The organism is Fictibacillus enclensis (genome assembly GCF_030123385.1).
In the GTDB taxonomy this organism is placed as follows: domain Bacteria; phylum Bacillota; class Bacilli; order Bacillales; family Fictibacillaceae; genus Fictibacillus_C; species Fictibacillus_C enclensis.
In genome coordinates this window covers 3030095-3045265 of record NZ_CP126109.1, presented here as the reverse complement: position 1 = coordinate 3045265, position 15171 = coordinate 3030095, and the positions used below count along the sequence as shown (strand labels likewise).

16 protein-coding genes and 4 pseudogenes are annotated in these 15171 nt (G+C 38.6%); 15 read left to right on the top strand and 5 right to left on the bottom strand.

Annotation, left to right across the window (positions count from 1 at the left end; all coding sequences use genetic code 11):
- The first annotated feature begins 285 nt into the window (after nucleotides 1–285).
- The 11 genes and pseudogenes from QNH15_RS16065 to QNH15_RS16015 all read left to right on the top strand — a co-directional run bounded on the left by QNH15_RS16065 (nucleotide 286) and on the right by QNH15_RS16015 (nucleotide 10529).
- Nucleotides 286–699 (top strand): hypothetical protein, encoded by a 414-nt coding sequence (locus tag QNH15_RS16065; RefSeq protein ID WP_283889308.1) that lies wholly within the window; start codon nucleotides 286–288, stop codon nucleotides 697–699.
- On the top strand, nucleotides 696–1376 hold the full coding sequence (locus QNH15_RS16060; RefSeq protein WP_283889307.1) for an Ig-like domain-containing protein: 681 nt from the start codon (nucleotides 696–698) through the stop codon (nucleotides 1374–1376). Before QNH15_RS16065 ends, QNH15_RS16060 begins: the two co-directional genes overlap by 4 nt.
- 187 nt (nucleotides 1377–1563) lie before the next feature.
- Complete coding sequence (locus QNH15_RS16055; protein ID WP_283895601.1) at nucleotides 1564–2643, top strand: DUF3626 domain-containing protein; 1080 nt, start codon at nucleotides 1564–1566, stop codon at nucleotides 2641–2643.
- 307 nt (nucleotides 2644–2950) lie between these two features.
- Complete coding sequence (gene sigK / locus QNH15_RS16050) at nucleotides 2951–3676, top strand: RNA polymerase sporulation sigma factor SigK (protein WP_283889306.1); 726 nt, start codon at nucleotides 2951–2953, stop codon at nucleotides 3674–3676.
- A 611-nt stretch (nucleotides 3677–4287) separates the two neighbouring features.
- Nucleotides 4288–4452 carry a Ger(x)C family spore germination protein gene (locus tag QNH15_RS16045; RefSeq protein WP_283889305.1) on the top strand — a complete coding sequence of 55 codons (165 nt, stop codon included), beginning with the start codon at nucleotides 4288–4290 and terminating at the stop codon, nucleotides 4450–4452.
- 285 nt (nucleotides 4453–4737) lie between these two features.
- Nucleotides 4738–5172, top strand: a complete 435-nt coding sequence (locus QNH15_RS16040) for an SRPBCC family protein (RefSeq protein WP_283889304.1) — start codon at nucleotides 4738–4740, stop codon at nucleotides 5170–5172.
- 231 nt (nucleotides 5173–5403) lie between these two features.
- Nucleotides 5404–5640, top strand: coding sequence for a hypothetical protein (locus QNH15_RS16035; protein WP_283889303.1), 237 nt, complete (start codon nucleotides 5404–5406; stop codon nucleotides 5638–5640).
- A gap of 100 nt (nucleotides 5641–5740) precedes the next feature.
- Complete coding sequence (locus tag QNH15_RS16030) at nucleotides 5741–6286, top strand: MEDS domain-containing protein (RefSeq protein WP_283889302.1); 546 nt, start codon at nucleotides 5741–5743, stop codon at nucleotides 6284–6286.
- A 583-nt stretch (nucleotides 6287–6869) separates the two neighbouring features.
- Complete coding sequence (fdhA, locus tag QNH15_RS16025; RefSeq protein WP_283889301.1) at nucleotides 6870–8090, top strand: formaldehyde dehydrogenase, glutathione-independent; 1221 nt, start codon at nucleotides 6870–6872, stop codon at nucleotides 8088–8090.
- A 413-nt stretch (nucleotides 8091–8503) separates the two neighbouring features.
- Nucleotides 8504–8857: pseudogene (locus QNH15_RS16020) on the top strand (sigma-70 family RNA polymerase sigma factor); the annotation flags it as partial.
- A gap of 352 nt (nucleotides 8858–9209) precedes the next feature.
- On the top strand, nucleotides 9210–10529 hold the full coding sequence (locus QNH15_RS16015; protein ID WP_283895599.1) for a TrkH family potassium uptake protein: 1320 nt from the start codon (nucleotides 9210–9212) through the stop codon (nucleotides 10527–10529).
- A gap of 39 nt (nucleotides 10530–10568) precedes the next feature.
- On the opposite strand, the pseudogene QNH15_RS16010 reads toward QNH15_RS16015, so the two are convergent.
- Both QNH15_RS16010 and QNH15_RS16005 read right to left on the bottom strand, forming a co-directional pair.
- A pseudogene (locus QNH15_RS16010) lies at nucleotides 10569–10999 on the bottom strand (cation:proton antiporter domain-containing protein).
- 124 nt (nucleotides 11000–11123) lie between these two features.
- Nucleotides 11124–11630 carry a cation:proton antiporter domain-containing protein gene (locus QNH15_RS16005; protein ID WP_283889299.1) on the bottom strand — a complete coding sequence of 169 codons (507 nt, stop codon included), beginning with the start codon at nucleotides 11628–11630 and terminating at the stop codon, nucleotides 11124–11126.
- A 383-nt stretch (nucleotides 11631–12013) separates the two neighbouring features.
- On the opposite strand from QNH15_RS16005, the pseudogene QNH15_RS16000 reads away from it, so the two are divergent.
- Both QNH15_RS16000 and QNH15_RS15995 read left to right on the top strand, forming a co-directional pair.
- Nucleotides 12014–12213: pseudogene (locus QNH15_RS16000) on the top strand (RNA polymerase subunit sigma-70); the annotation flags it as partial.
- Nucleotides 12214–12503: 290 nt separating this feature from the next.
- A complete protein-coding gene (locus QNH15_RS15995) occupies nucleotides 12504–13073 on the top strand; it encodes a YdhK family protein (RefSeq protein WP_283889298.1) in 570 nt (189 codons plus the stop codon).
- Between the two features lie 45 nt (nucleotides 13074–13118).
- Here the strand turns inward: QNH15_RS15995 and QNH15_RS15990 are convergent.
- Nucleotides 13119–13415 (bottom strand): annotated as a pseudogene (locus QNH15_RS15990) (heavy metal translocating P-type ATPase); the annotation flags it as partial.
- 33 nt (nucleotides 13416–13448) lie between these two features.
- On the opposite strand from QNH15_RS15990, the gene QNH15_RS15985 reads away from it, so the two are divergent.
- A complete protein-coding gene (locus QNH15_RS15985) occupies nucleotides 13449–13709 on the top strand; it encodes a sensor histidine kinase (RefSeq protein WP_283889297.1) in 261 nt (86 codons plus the stop codon).
- 35 nt (nucleotides 13710–13744) lie between these two features.
- On the opposite strand, the gene QNH15_RS15980 is transcribed toward QNH15_RS15985, so the two are convergent.
- A complete protein-coding gene (locus QNH15_RS15980) occupies nucleotides 13745–14131 on the bottom strand; it encodes a DUF302 domain-containing protein (protein ID WP_283889296.1) in 387 nt (128 codons plus the stop codon).
- 12 nt (nucleotides 14132–14143) lie between these two features.
- Nucleotides 14144–14473, bottom strand: a complete 330-nt coding sequence (locus QNH15_RS15975) for a four-helix bundle copper-binding protein (RefSeq protein WP_283889295.1) — start codon at nucleotides 14471–14473, stop codon at nucleotides 14144–14146.
- A gap of 193 nt (nucleotides 14474–14666) precedes the next feature.
- Here QNH15_RS15975 and QNH15_RS15970 point away from each other — a divergent pair, with 193 nt between their 5' ends.
- A complete protein-coding gene (locus tag QNH15_RS15970) occupies nucleotides 14667–15167 on the top strand; it encodes a PCYCGC motif-containing (lipo)protein (protein ID WP_283895597.1) in 501 nt (166 codons plus the stop codon).
- Nucleotides 15168–15171: the final 4 nt, after the last annotated feature.

Sequence of the window (15171 nt, the reverse complement as noted above, 5' to 3'; positions counted from 1 at the left end):
AGGAACAGCGCTTTTTTAATTTTAGGGCCAGAATGTTGAGGAAAACTTTCGAAAACAATAGGTGGATATGAAGAAAAACGAGGAGGTGTGTACTGGGAAAACATGGATGTATTTGTTGGTGACCCCTCCATCTTAAAACAATGAATATGTTTAATACAAAACAACGCCACTTGGGTATTCCGCCCTAGTGGTTTTTTATTTTCATAGTTTTATCATATTTGCTGAAGGAAAAAAGTACTATAAAATGGAATATATAAACATTAGAAAATTTTGGAGACTATCGACTTGAAAAAGAAAATTGCAGGCTTAGTTTTATCATCAGCACTTTTGGCAAGTACATTAGGGGTATCGTCAGCACATGCAGCATCTGCTCCTACATATAGTGATACAAAACAGGAACTAAAAGTGGCTGTAAAAAATAGCGGCCACCACACAGAACGCATCAGTCATCCGCTTTTTACCACTAAAGCAAAATCCCAAGCTATGAAAATGTTAAAAGCAGGGGATATATATTATGAAAATGAACCAAATAACGACCTATCATCTGCTGATTTATTAACGGAGAGTATGTGGTTGGTTCCTTTTACGATTATGATTTCAATATCTTTGGATTTGATATTAAAACACCCGGGTACCTTTCTGCAGCAGCACTTCCGGTTGATTACCCCTATTCCCTCATGGACCTTGGATATGGCATGATCGATACCAAAAAGAACTTCCTGCCTATCGATTACCGCGAGGTAACAGATAAAGGAATTATTGGTCAAGGGTATGATGTGAAGAAAGCTGGCCACTATTACCTCGTTGCACTTGATTTAGCGAATTTCGGTAGTGGTGATGAGTATATGCTAAGCTACCGTTTCACGCCTTATGACAAAACAGCACCGAAAGCTCCGACGGTGAATACAGTCGATGATAATGATACGGTTGTTAAGGGTAAGGCAGAGGCTAAATCCACCGTTGAAATAAGTGTTAATAAGAAATCCATTGGAAAAGCGACAGCTGACAAAAATGGTAATTTCACCGTTAAGATTGCTAAACAGAAAGCGGGAACTTCATTATCTGTAACAGCGACAGATGCGGCCAAGAATAAAAGTAAGGTGACTGTGAAGAAAGTTATCGACAAGACTGCTCCTTCATTAACTGTAAATAAAGTGGATGACAATGATAAATCAGTTAGCGGTAAGACAGAAAAGAATGCAAGTGTTGTCGTGAAGTATGGCAGCACAAAGCTAGGCAGCAAGAAAGCCGGTTCTGATGGTAAATTCAAGATCACCATTAAGAAACAGAAGAAAGGTAGAGTGTTAACCGTTACATCTACTGATGCTGCCAAGAACACTAAAACTGTAAAAGTTACCGTTCAGAAAGCTAAGTAAAAACATTGGAAAGGGAGGGCCACGCCCTCTCTTATTCAATTAATGGGTGCAAGAGTTGAAGAACCAGCTGCCATTTTTGGCGGCTTTTTTCTATTGTGCTAACGGGGCAGTTTAGTTGAAGAAGGAAAAAATAACCTTTGGTAGAATTTTTAGATGTAATCCGATGAAAGGAGACATTTATCTATTCATGGAATTAACCAGATCCCAATTGTTTGCACTAAAAAATATTACAGATTATGCAAGGAACCATATACATGAAGCTAATGTATCAATAAAACACATACTAAAAATGTCTAATATTTCTGATGAATCATTTAAAAATGCTGTTGCTAAAGTAAAGGATCATGCAAGGGTAGGATTACATTTTCATCCCGATAGACCAAATTCAACTATGCAAACCGTTGCTGAAGCGTTGCTTGAGAATGGAGTATATAAGAGTCAGTTTGAAACAGGTATATCTAACGGCAGCGTATCTTCATACCCTGGTGGTGAACGAGACCTTTGGGAGAAGAGAATTTTTGGAGGTGCTTATCAACTTTTCGGCACAACCAATAACCAACGTCCTAAATATGGTGCACTAAATTTGATGTTGCACCCAGATGGACCTGCTCCTCGGTTTGGATCATGCTATTTTCTTCTATCCCCAAAGGTCTCATATCGTTCAACATACACGTATTTAGATTCACATCAAGACCCAAAAGAAAAGGGGACTTATGAAGAGTTTAATATGATTTTGGCTGCACTCTTAGAAGAAACATTCTTAAGGGATTTTGCGATTGGTGAAAGAAACCTGACTCCAGTTAGATTAGTGAATCATTTACTGGCTAATCTTGAAGGACCTTTCACGAATCCTGCAATTACAGAGCAAAATAGAAATCTTAACCACTATATTGAAGCTCAGATTCATGGGGATGTTTCTCTAAAAGACGATGTGGAGGTGCTTGTGGCGGATCCTTCTTTTAAGGGCACCCTTGTAGGAAGTTTCCTAGAACAAATATGCCTTAAGTATTACATTGATCTATATTGGCACAAGGGCTTTAAACTTATGGTAGACGAAGTTCCTTCTGATTTTAGAGGTCCATCAATGCCATCCTTGGCAAGACGTATTGCCCCCAAAAAATTTATCGATGTGAGCATAATTGGATCTGCAGTAATGGACTTAAAAAAGGATCCAGCATCCTGGAGAGATCGAGGAACTTATAAAGATGTACTTCAAGAATTGAAACTATTGTGGCACGTTTTAGTAAGGTATGGAAAACCATTTTGAAGCTGAACGAACGTTGGATTGATTCCTCAAGAAGAATGTCACCTTTTTTATGATTCAACAAGAAAAATTGTGAAGGATTGTACTTAAAGTAACGGATGCGTTAGCTGAAGATCGGAGCTGTTTTTAAGACAGCTTTATCTTATGGATTTATTGGTCAGTTAGTGGAAGAGGGATTTAAACTATAATGGAAAAATCGATGAGAAAAATTAGATATTTTAGAGTGTGTTTCATTCCATTTGTACAGACACCTAACAAGCCCAGCCCGGCATACAGATAAGAGTACACAAAAACCGCCGGGAGGTTTCTAATGTCCGGGTTGCTTGTTGTATTAGGGTACTTTTTCAAAGAAGTCATGCTGTTTGTCTCGTATTTGAAAAATAATGCGTTTCCACAGCCCCTCTCAAGGGATGAGGAGAAAGAATACTTAAGTAGGATGGCCGAGGGAGACCAGGAGGCCAGGAGTAAACTAATCGAACACAACTTGTGTTTGGTTGCACATATCGTGAATAAATTTGATAATACAGGGGAAGTTACAGAAGATTTGTTTTCCATCGGGACCATTGGGCTAATCAAGGCGATCGAGAGTTATTCAAGAGGGAAGGGAACGAAGCTTGCTACGTATGCGGCCCGTTGTGTGGAAAATGAGATCCTTATGCATTTGAGAGCACTGAAAAAAACAAAAAAAGATGTATCTCTTCATGATCCGATTGGGACCGATAAGGAAGGGAATGAGATTACGCTCATTGATGTGCTGAAAGCGGAAACAGAAGATGTGGTGGATGCTATACAGCTGAAAATGCAAAAAAAGAAAATTTATAATTATATCCATGTGCTTGATGACCGTGAGAAAGAAGTCATTGTCGGCCGTTTTGGCCTAGATATGCAAAAAGAGAAGACCCAGCGGGAGATTGCTAAAATGCTTGGTATTTCAAGGAGTTACGTATCAAGAATTGAAAAGCGGGCATTGATGAAGTTGTTTCACGAGTTTTACCGGAGCCGGCAGCAGAGTCAGAAAGACCGGCCAAATTATTAAATTTCAAAGGGGTATTCCTGGAATAGGGAGTACCCTCTTATTTTTGTAGGAGTACTGGTTAACAACTTATTGATTTATTGCAAAATCTATTGCCTTTTATTTCAGTAAAGGTTACCGGTTGAGTGATTATTTCTGAATTTGCTGTGGGAATAATGTGTTTAGGACCGTACGATTGAGAGCTATTCAAAAGGGAAGGGCAGGAAGCTTGAGACTTATGTGGCAAGTTGTGTGGAAAATGAGGTTCTAATGTCAATAGTATGCCATCATTTCATTGCACCCATAAGGATGGGGTGCTTCTTTTATTTATACTTACTCTCAATTTAGGGGAGGAAATGTAAAGGTTTGATTACAATAAAGTTCCAGTAATGATCACTTCTGAATGATCAATGATATTTTTCATTATTCAGGGTATTTATTTGGGAGCATGGAATTACAAAACCCTTAGTTTGTCCGATCTCTTCAGTTCCATTACTTTTTCTATCCATTAGATGTATTTAAATCTATATCGGAACGTTTCAGTTCGTTAATCCTGGAAATGTCACCGGCCGTTTTCAGGGGGGAGTGGCGGCCAGGGAATTGCTGTCTCTGTCTATTCCGCAAGGGGAGACAATATGGACGAAGTCAGCCGCAGAATTTCGACCAAGGTTTCCCGGAACCTGTACTATGCCCACGCAATCCTGGTAGTCATCAATGACGAGCTGGCAAAGAAAAAAGGGATTCTTCCCATTCTGGACGCGTTTGACCAAGATGCAACCTTTCGCACTATGGCAAGGTGATTGCATTGTCAATCCCTAATCTTATCCGTTTCGCAACGATAGTAAAAAAGGCTCTATAAACAATTACGATCCCGTGCTCTCAAGGTCATTGCTAACGGTTAATGATATCCTGGGAGGATTATCGCATTTTTTGTTGAATTCGCAATGCGTTCAAGTTCAGCAATTCCTTATTGAACATACGGGTCAGGTTATTGCAACAAGAATCAAAGAAATCCACACTTGATAATTTGAAATGAAAATCACATAATAAGACATAAAAAAATGTGTATGAAAGAGGACTTTAATATGAACAACCTAACCAAAATGAAAATATCTAAGCCTGTAAATGAAGTGTTTGAAGCCTTTGTTGACCCTTCAAAAATTGGGAACTTCTGGTTCTCTTCCAGTTCTGGACGATGGGAGCAAGGAAAGTTAATTACATTGAGATATATTGAATACAATGCTGAAGTTCTTATAGAAGTAAAAGAAATTGAGTTAAATAGTGAAATTGTGTTTCAATGGGGTGCAAATGGAGAAGGGCATACTGTTACCATTACTCTGAATGAGTTAGATGATTCTAGTACCATTGTTGAAGTTAATGAGGAAGGGTTTAACGAAAATGACTCTGATTTTATAAGTCAAATTTTAGATAATAAAGAAGGATGGGTATTTATGTTGACTTGTTTGAAGGCATATTTAGAATTTGACGTTAGTACATTGAGAGCAGGGCTGGTTAAATGAAGACTAAGAGCCAGTTGGCTCTTTTTTTGTGATAATTCTTCATGATCAAACAGGGTATCTACTTTAAGATGGGATTGCGGCGGCAGTCCTTTTGTTATTTAACTAAATTGCAGGTTAGTTCAACAAGGTTCGGCAAAAAAGAATAATGGTTTATGCCATATATAAATAGGGTAGTAACAATAAATAAGTAATTGACCACTTAACATAGAGCATCTATGGGGAGGCAGAACTATGGCTTACTTGTTGGGAAATCTAAAAGCATCTTTAGAGCAAACCAAGGAACGTTTAAATCTTCTCAACGAACGTGGTGTTGAAACATTAAACATTCTTTATCCAGGACTAAATTATGGTGGAATGCTTTATTATCAGCTTTTAGAATCTTTTCACAGCCGAATCCTTGAATTTTGGAAATATATCCTGAAAAGTATGAAAATTTCAGATAAGTGCTGTTATGTAAACATATTTTAGGTAAATGACTGTTTGTCAAAATATATTTTTTATTCCGATATTCACTTGTCTTGATGTCTGTTTTGTAGTGTTACAATACAGTTAAAAAGGAGACCATAAGTTGAAATTATCCAATGGAGAACATATATTTTATCACTTTGAACAAATTGACTACTATATAGAGAATGCTGTCTCTTTTATAGTCTCTGGTATTAAACAAGGAGACCATATAATATTAATCGAAAATGAAAGCATTTCTGTAAGGATATTTAATAAAGTTAGATTAGTGCTTACCGCTGAAGAATTGTCTAACGTACACTATACAGACAACTTTGCTTTCTACTGTAAACACGGGGATTTTCATACGCCAACGATTGTAGCGGATTTTGAAGAAATTTTAAAACCGTTCCTTGAAGAAAATTTAACGATTCGAACATGGGCTCATGTAGAGTGGGGGCATCAGCTAGAAATAGAACAAAAATTAAATCAATTTGAAGAAGTAGCAAATAAAAGCGTAAATGAAATGGGGTTAGTATCAGTTTGCGCATATGATACAGCAACAATAACTGAATCTATAATGCAAAATTTAATGAAAAGCCATGAATTCCTCATGACAGACATTGAACTTCGTCCTTCCGCTTATTACATCAGAACAATTATAGAATAGTTGCTATGTTTAGTTTTGTTCTCACCTAATTCATTTTGATATTTAAAACTGACTGCATGAACGGCCCTTTTTTCTTGTTGAACTAAAGGGTGCAAGAGTTGAAGAACCAGCTGCCATTTTTGGCGGCTTTTTTCTATTGTGCTAACGGGCAGTTAGTTAAATAAGGAGTATTTATATCCAAACTAGAATGAAAAGTGTTAAGCGTACCTAACAGGAAAAAGAGATGAATTACAAAGACTTGCAATTTACTAACAATTTTGAAAAATATAAGTTACTATTAAATGAAAATGTAGTCTTTAACAGAGAAATTTTAATCCACGTATTCTTTGGTGAATGCAACGATTATTTTATTGAAACTCTTAGGGCAAAAGAAGGAAAATCAAAAGATTAAGATAAGGAGATTGTATACAATGAAAAAAAACAACTAGATGAATTTGAAAAAGAAAACAACCAAGAACTTAAAAAATTGTTTAATGATGTTGATAAATGACGTTTTAAAGCAAATGTTATAGTATAATAGGGACTACATGATAGCGCTTACAAACGTGGCTTTACCAATACATTTTGGGAGTGTGATTTTTGTATGGCTGGAAATCGTGCGGTAGTCTATGTGAAACCAGGAGAGGTGGGAGTAAGGGATATAAGTTATCCGGATTTGGTTTTGCAGGACGGCCCCGGAGTGAACCCGTTGAACGTGGGCAGGAAGTGTAATCATGGTGTTATTTTAAAGGTCGTTACAACGAACATCTGTGGAAGCGACCAGCACATGGTAAGGGGAAGGACGACAGCACCAAGCGGCTTGGTACTAGGCCATGAAATCACAGGAGAAGTAATTGAGGTAGGAAGCGATGTTGAATTCATTAAAAAGGGAGATTTAGTTTCTGTTCCTTTTAACATTGCTTGCGGACGCTGTAGAAGCTGTAAAGAACGGAATACCCATGTATGTGAAAATGTGAATCCAGACCGGGCAGGTTCAGCCTATGGATATGTAGATATGGGAGGCTGGGTTGGCGGACAATCAGAATATGTAATGGTCCCATATGCAGATTTCCAGCTGTTGAAGTTTCCGGATAAAGATCAGGCAATGGAAAAGATCCTAGATTTGACCATGCTGTCTGATATATTCCCGACAGGCTATCATGGTGCGGTTTCTGCTGGAGTAAAGACAGGATCTACGGTTTACATAGCGGGTGCCGGCCCTGTTGGATTAGCAGCAGCCCATTCCGCCCAGCTATTAGGGGCATCCAGAGTGATTGTAGGGGATCTGATAGAAGAACGTTTGGCCCAGGCCCGCAGCTTTGGCTGTGAAACCGTCAATTTACGTGAACATGCCAATCTTGGTGAGCAGATTGATCAGCTGCTGGGAGCACCTGAAGTGGACTGTGCTGTGGACTGTGTCGGATTTGAAGCACATGGACATGGTGCAGGATCAGGTGAGGAGGCTCCAGCTGCCGTATTGAACTCTATAATGGATGTCACTAGAGCAGGCGGAAGACTTGGAATTCCCGGACTGTATGTAACGGGAGACCCGGGAGCGGTTGACGATGATGCCAGACACGGAACCTTAAAGATCCGTTTGGGGTTAGGCTGGGCAAAGGCTCATACATTTGTTACCGGGCAGACACCTGTCATGAGGTATCACAGGGAACTGATGAATTCCATTTTGAGCGGCAGGGCGCAGATCGCCAAAGCGGTTAACGCGACATTAATCTCTCTGGATGAAGCACCGAGCGGCTATGCGGAATTTGATAACGGGGCATCCAAAAAATTCGTTATCGATCCTCATGGTCTGGTGAGAAGTTGATAGAATCATATTTTAGAGGAAAGAAGCTGTTCTAAAGGGCAGCTTCTTCTTTGTGCGTACGTACCAAAGGGAAATTACATATCGTATTGAAATCGGGTATCACAATTATTATGGAAGATAACGAATCAGTTTATTAACAGAATTCCTAACGTTAGGCTTTGTGTTCGAAAAAAGAAAAATACTCCTTCTTCAACTAAAGGGTGCGGTAGCTGAAGGTCGGAGCTGTCTTTAAGACAGCTTTATCTTATGGATTTATTGGTCAGTTAGTGGAAGAGGGATTTAAAATATTATGGAAAAATCGATGAGAAAAATTAGATATTTTAGAGTGTGTTTCATTCCATTTGTACAGATACCTAACAAGCCCAACCCGGCATACAGATAAGAGTAAGAAATAACCGCCGGGAGGTGTCTGAATGTCAGGGTTGCTTGTTGTATTAGGGTACTTTTTCAAAGAAGTTATGCTGTTTGTCTTGTATGTGAAAAACAATGTGTTCCCGCAGCCCCTCAATGAAAACGAGGAGAAAGAATACTTAAAACGGATGGCCGAGGGAGACCAGGAGGCCAGAAGCAAACTGATCGAACACAACTTGCGTTTGGTTGCACATATCGTCAAGAAATTTGAGAATACAGGGGAAGATACGGAAGACCTGATTTCCATCGGGACCATCGGACTGATCAAGGCGATCGAGAGCTATTCGAGAGGGAAAGGCACGAAGCTTGCAACGTATGCGGCACGTTGTATTGAAAATGAGAATCTAATGTCATTACTAATGCAAAAATTTAGCTGCCAATCTTAAATAAATGTTATCTTACCTTTTTCTTTTGAATGACAATATTACGATACATGCAACATGCATTGAAACTTGTTAAAATGAAGACATAAGACAGTAGCTTTTTGATGATTCTAGACCAAAAGAAGAGACAGGCTTGTAATCACCTGTCTCTCTTCTTTTGGTTATATAGTATACTCTGTATAAAGATATAGACACAGATCTTGTAGAAAATTATAAGTGTGCGCTATTGTAAAACCTGGATATCAATGCAGGATTATGACAGCTTGCTTCTAGAAATAAGGAGATGACTTGTCCGTTGGCTTTACATACATACAATAAGAAACCCATATTAATCAGAACGGTGCCGCTATCCCCTCCGCAAATTTTGGCTGTTTTATTTTTAGTTTTTATGTTTACGGGTGCATTGCTCTTAAAGCTTCCTTTTTCCACAGTTAAACCTATATCTTGGATTGATTCTTTTTTTCTGGCAACATCAGCGGCTACTGTTACAGGATTGGTTCCCTTAGATCCAGGCACAACTTTTTCACTATTTGGGGAGATTGTTATCTTGTGTCTTATTCAAATGGGTGGTCTAGGCTTGATGTCTTTTGCAGCGTTGGTCGTGATTATGTTAGGTAAAAAAGTTAGCATTAAACAAAGGAAACTTATGCAGGAATCATTAAACCAGCCTTCTATAGGAGGAGTTATACGCCTTGTAAGAAATCTCGTTATATTTTCATTAAGTATACAATTCATAGGAGTAGTTTTCTTATGTTTTCGCTTTGTTCCAGAAATGGGTTGGAATAAAGGGATCTACTACAGTATTTACCATACGATAAGTGCCTACAATAATGCAGGGTTTGCTTTATGGCCGGACAGTTTAACTAGGTATGTAGGTGATCCATTAGTCAATATAGTGATCACGTTTCTGATTATGACAGGAGGTATTGGATTTACTGTTTTGGTAGATGTTTGGATGCATCGGCAATTTAAGCAACTTTCACTTCATTCAAGGGTTATGATTATAGGTACATTTCTCATAAACCTGATCGCCATATTTTGTATCTTAGCTTTGGAATTTCATAATCCTAATACATTGGGAAGTTTACCATTATCAGATAAATTGTGGGCCGCTTATTTTCAAGGCATCTCCCCTAGAACTGCAGGTTTCAATACAATAGATATTGGTCAAATGAAGGATTCCTCTATCTTGTTTATCATCATGTTGATGTTCATTGGAGCAGGAAGCGGATCTACCGCGGGAGGAATCAAGCTCACCACATTAATTGTCATAATCTATGCTGTAACCGCATTTTTAAAAGGGAAAAATGAAATGGTAATTAGTAACCGAACGATAAGAAACGAGGTAGTCATGAGGGCATTGGCCATTACCACCATCTCCATTTTGTTTATCTTTTTTGCATTTTTTATCCTGACAATTACTCAAAAAATCTCTTTTATAAAGATTTTCTTTGAAGTGGTTTCTGCGTTTGGAACTGTTGGTCTGTCCATGGGAATCACTGCGGAACTAAATCATATCGGAAAACTTGTTATTATTATCGTGATGCTTTTTGGTAAAATTGGACCATTAACCATGGCTTTCTCCTTGGCTAAGGCTTCAAAAACGAATATTCGTTATCCTGATGGTGATTTATTTACGGGATAAAAGTAAAACCCCCTTCTTTCTAAGGAATGGGGTTTTAGTCTACTTTTCATCTTTGGCAATGGCTTGTTTTGAACTCATATTTAGTTTCTTAATTAGTAATTCAATGGATAGTCCTTGTATTAATAATGAAAAAAGCACCACGCCAAAAGTCAATGCCAGTATTTCCTCTTTTCCGGGAAAAGAGGAGGATAAGCTCAAAGCAAGAGCGATGGACAGACTTCCTCTTAATCCACCCCAGTTAAGCAATAATTTTGCCTTTTGGTTAATGTTCTTTATAAAACCAAGTGTTGCATAGACAGCTAATGTTCTGCTTATAGTACAATAATGATTGACAGGACAATAGGTTTCCACTTGTCTGTGAGGTCTATATTTTTTATTTCAAGTCCGATCATTAAGAAGATAAGTGAGTTCGCGATTAGTGTAATTGAATCCCAAAACGAATTTATATTTGTTTTCGTGGTTTCGGACATTCCAATTCTTGCTCCATAATTACCAAAGATTATTCCTCCAATAACTCTGCAATAACGCCGGATATATGAAGATGTTCAGCGATAAAATAACTTCCGAAAAATAACATGGTTGAAAAGGCTATCTCTAAAGGGTCCAAGCCCTATCCATCCACTGTCGATAATTGAGAGCAAATAAAGGGAAGGAATTTGGGAAAAAACGACTGCTACCTACCCCATCATTAAAAAGAGATTCCCCTTCAATAATCGTAACCATTCTTTTTGACACACCAAGGCTTTTAAATATGGAAATGACACTGATAGGATCTGTTGCACTCATTAGCGCACCAAAAGTAAAAGCAGCAACCATTGGAATATCCAGTAACCAATAGGAAGCAAACTCCACCACGAGGAATGTCAGGAAAGTTCCACCTAAGGCAAGAAGAGCTACCGGCGTTCGTTCTTGTTTTAAACCCTTGTAGGGAAGTTTAATTGCCGCATCCCCAAGTAGTATGGGTAAAAACAATGAAATGATTATAGCCTGGAAAATGTCCGATTGGGTAATAAATGTTTTTGTTTCATCCTGAAATCGTATATCAGCCAAACCAAGAATTAACCCTGTTAGGACAGGCGCGATTGGATAGGGTTCCTGCAAATTTTGCAATCCCAATTACAGTGATTGAAATTCCAAGTAACGTTAGAATCTGTATAAATATTTCATTAAACATCTTTTAGAGTAGCACCTCCTTCGGTAATGCTTAGTGCATATCAACAACACCAAATGGTATGTAATGCTTATTTTTTTACTTTTCCCCTTATTTAAAAATCAAATCTTTTTTACCTATACTAAAGGATACGAAAAATGATAAAAAATAAGTCCAAAGGGCTTTTATATATCTTAATCGTGGCAATCAATCTCCTTTGGTACAGACCCCTAACAAGCCCAACCCGGCATACAGATAAGAGTACGCAGTACCATATTGGCCTGAGCTTTTATTATAAAAAAATTAGTTGTGAATAATGCTTGCAGTTGTCAGAATGTCCGGGTTGCTTGTTGTATTAGGGTACTTTTTCAAAGAAGTCATGCTGTTTGTCTCGTATGTGAAAACAATGCGTTTCCGCAGCCCCTCTCCGAGGATGAGGAGAAAGAATACTTAAGTAGAATGGCCGAGGGAGACCAGGAGGCCGGAAGCAAACTGATCGAACATAACTTGCGTTTGGTTGCACATATCCTCAAGACAATATGAACATAAAGCAATATCAAAAAAGTGCAATGAATACATATGTTATTCAACAGTGCATTTCAACTGCACCTCAGTCACAAAAACATGAAGAAAGTGATTAAAGCAGATTTTACTCCCAGATTGTTTATTATTTGATTGGACAACTATTTCCACTAAATAAATTGGAATTATTTAAAGAAGACCTATTTCTTCACAACTTCTTCATAACTTTTTTGTATAATCACCTGAAATGAAAGTGAAATATAAAGATGGATTAGTAAGATAAAGTCTAGGAGGTAAACAACATGAGATTGAAAAACAACATTTTTGCAACTTCATTACTTGCGTTGTCGCTATCGCTGACAGCTTGTTCAAATGACAATGGCGATAAAAACATGGACAAACATGAAATGAAAGACGAAGGCATGAATCATGATGCCATGAAGCATTCAGGTTCAGGCGAGGTACCAAAAGAGCTTAAGAAAGCAGAGAGCCCTAAGTATGAAGTCGGAAGCCAGGCCATTATTAAAGCGAATCACATGAAAGGCATGAACGGAGCAAAAGCAAAAATTGTTGGTGCTTTTGATACCACCGCTTATGTGGTTACTTATACACCAACAACAGGTGGAAAGCCCGTGAAAAATCATAAGTGGGTAATTCAAGAGGAAATTCAGGATGCAGGGAACAAAGAACTTAAACAAGGCGATAAAGTCAAATTGAATGCGGACCATATGAAAGGAATGAAAGGAGCTTCGGCCGTTATTGAATCGTCTGAAAAGACAACGGTCTATATGGTTGATTACACACCTACAACAGGTGGCGAGAAAGTTAAAAATCATAAATGGGTAACCGAAAGCGAACTTCAACCTGAATAAGAGAAAAAAAACGGAAATTTCATGAAGATGAAATTTCCGTTTTAATTATGCTTTTAACAACTTGACATTGATAGCAACGATAACCGTACTTAATGACATCAATACGGCACCGACCGCGGGGGATAAAACAATCCCGAGTGGAAATAAAATGCCTGCTGCCAATGGGATAGCGATGATATTATATCCCGCTGCCCACCATAGATTCTGGATCATTTTTTTGAAGGTCGCTTTCGACAGCTGCACTACATTTACTACATCTAGAGGGTTGCTCTTGACAAGGACAACATCCGCTGTTTCCACGGCCACATCGGTTCCAGCACCGATGGCGATTCCTAAATCAGCAATGCTCTCAAATTTACGCCAGCAGGGGGAACTGTGGCCGTAGCTTCGAAGAAATTAGGTTCAAAGGTTCAGATTGTCATTACAGATACAGGGATTGGAATATCGGATGAAGACGCTCAAAAAGTGTTCGAACGGTTTTACCGAACGGAGAAATCCAGGAACCGAAGATATGGTGGAAGCGGTATAGGACTTGCCATAGCTAAACAATTAGTTGAGGCTCATGAAGGACGAATTTGGATTGAGTGCGTCCCAGAGAAAGGGACTGCGGTATATATTACATTACCTTCATCCTAGAAAAAACCTCCGCTGTTAGCAACGGAGGTTCCTCTTTACTTACTTTTGTCTAAAACATTGATAAGCGTGAATTCGATATTCTTAGCAATGCTTTTCAATTCTTCATCTTCAATAAAATCAACCATCATGGTTGGCTTGGGGAGCCCAATTTTGGTTTTCCCGTCACTTTCATAAACGGTGATTTTACAGGGGAGAAAATACCCAACTAATTCATTTAGGTTTAATACTCTGGCTGCTTCTTTTGGATTGCAAACTTCCAGTACACGATATGGCGTGGTATAATCCTTAACGCCTTTTTCCTGCAATTTTGCTGGAAGGTCCAACTGCCAAAGCACGCCGAATTTTTCTTCTTTCAAGTTTTTTTCTAATGTATTAACGGCTTCATCAATTGTTTGGTTGGTTTCTACGGTATAGTGAAACATAGCTCGCTCCTTTTAACTCACCATTTTACGGCAAACCTCAGCACATCGGAGGCATGCTTCGGCACATTGTTGACAATGGTCGTGGTCATGTTTTTTACATTCGTTGCCGCACGCTTCGCAAATCTCAGCACATAGCTGGCAGATTTGTGAGGCGAACGGGCTGTTTCTGGACATCGCATCTGCGGCATAGGCACAGATATTAGCACATTCGCGGTCCAAACGGATGCAATCTGCCATCATTTTTACATCCTCTTCCTGTAAACAGGCATTAAAGCAATGGTTACATACTTGCATACAAGATAGGCATTCCTCGATACATTCTTTAAATTGCTCGTGGGACATGGTCAATTCCTCCTTGTTTTTAGAAGTTCAGTGCTTGTTTATCCTCAATTTAGCGGTGATAAACGCATTTGATAAAATTAATGAAACTTCATAACTCCTACATAAGTATCCCTTAAAATGAAGTTACCTATGTGTGTTTTTTGGTATAATAGGGGATTAGGACACTAAAGGGGGGATTAAGCGTATGAAACGAATGAAACGAACGTCACGGATATCTCTTGTTTTAATCGTATCGTTATCTTTATTAGTAGCTTGTTCAAATGAAAAGGATAAGCCAAGTGCATCTTCAGAGCCACATAGTCAACATGCATCAACTGGTGCAGAAGACATTCGAGAGGAGACAGGAAAATTAGATGTTTTACCCGCTTTTCTAACGGATAAACCAAAAGAAATCCAAGAGATTTACCAGGCGGCCGCAAAAAATAAAGAGTTGCTGGAAAAAATTCCGTGTTATTGCGGTTGCGGTGAATCAGTTAACCATAAAAACAATTACGACTGTTTTGTACATGAAAATAAAAATGGCGGATCCATTGTATGGGACGATCATGGAACCAAATGCGATGTATGTTTACAAATTGCAGCTCAGTCGGTGAAAGATTTTAACGAGGGTATGTCCATAAAGGAAATCAGGGAAAAGATTGATAACATGTATCAAGAAGGGTATGCGAATCCTACTCCCACTCCTCAAATCTAAAAAA

Excerpts from the sequence above, each read along its gene's own strand:
- QNH15_RS15980 (WP_283889296.1), bottom strand. The coding sequence starts at position 14,131 with ATGTTTCACTATACCGTAGAAACCAACCAAACAATTGATGAAGCCGTT.
- QNH15_RS16035 (WP_283889303.1), top strand. The coding sequence starts at position 5,404 with ATGGCTTACTTGTTGGGAAATCTAAAAGCATCTTTAGAGCAAACCAAG.
- QNH15_RS16055 (WP_283895601.1), top strand. The coding sequence starts at position 1,564 with ATGGAATTAACCAGATCCCAATTGTTTGCACTAAAAAATATTACAGAT.
- QNH15_RS16045 (WP_283889305.1), top strand. The coding sequence starts at position 4,288 with ATGGACGAAGTCAGCCGCAGAATTTCGACCAAGGTTTCCCGGAACCTG.
- QNH15_RS16060 (WP_283889307.1), top strand. The coding sequence starts at position 696 with ATGATCGATACCAAAAAGAACTTCCTGCCTATCGATTACCGCGAGGTA.
- QNH15_RS15975 (WP_283889295.1), bottom strand. The coding sequence starts at position 14,473 with ATGTCCCACGAGCAATTTAAAGAATGTATCGAGGAATGCCTATCTTGT.
- QNH15_RS15995 (WP_283889298.1), top strand. The coding sequence starts at position 12,504 with ATGAGATTGAAAAACAACATTTTTGCAACTTCATTACTTGCGTTGTCG.
- fdhA (WP_283889301.1), top strand. The coding sequence starts at position 6,870 with ATGGCTGGAAATCGTGCGGTAGTCTATGTGAAACCAGGAGAGGTGGGA.
- QNH15_RS15970 (WP_283895597.1), top strand. The coding sequence starts at position 14,667 with ATGAAACGAACGTCACGGATATCTCTTGTTTTAATCGTATCGTTATCT.
- QNH15_RS16040 (WP_283889304.1), top strand. The coding sequence starts at position 4,738 with ATGAACAACCTAACCAAAATGAAAATATCTAAGCCTGTAAATGAAGTG.
- sigK (WP_283889306.1), top strand. The coding sequence starts at position 2,951 with ATGTCCGGGTTGCTTGTTGTATTAGGGTACTTTTTCAAAGAAGTCATG.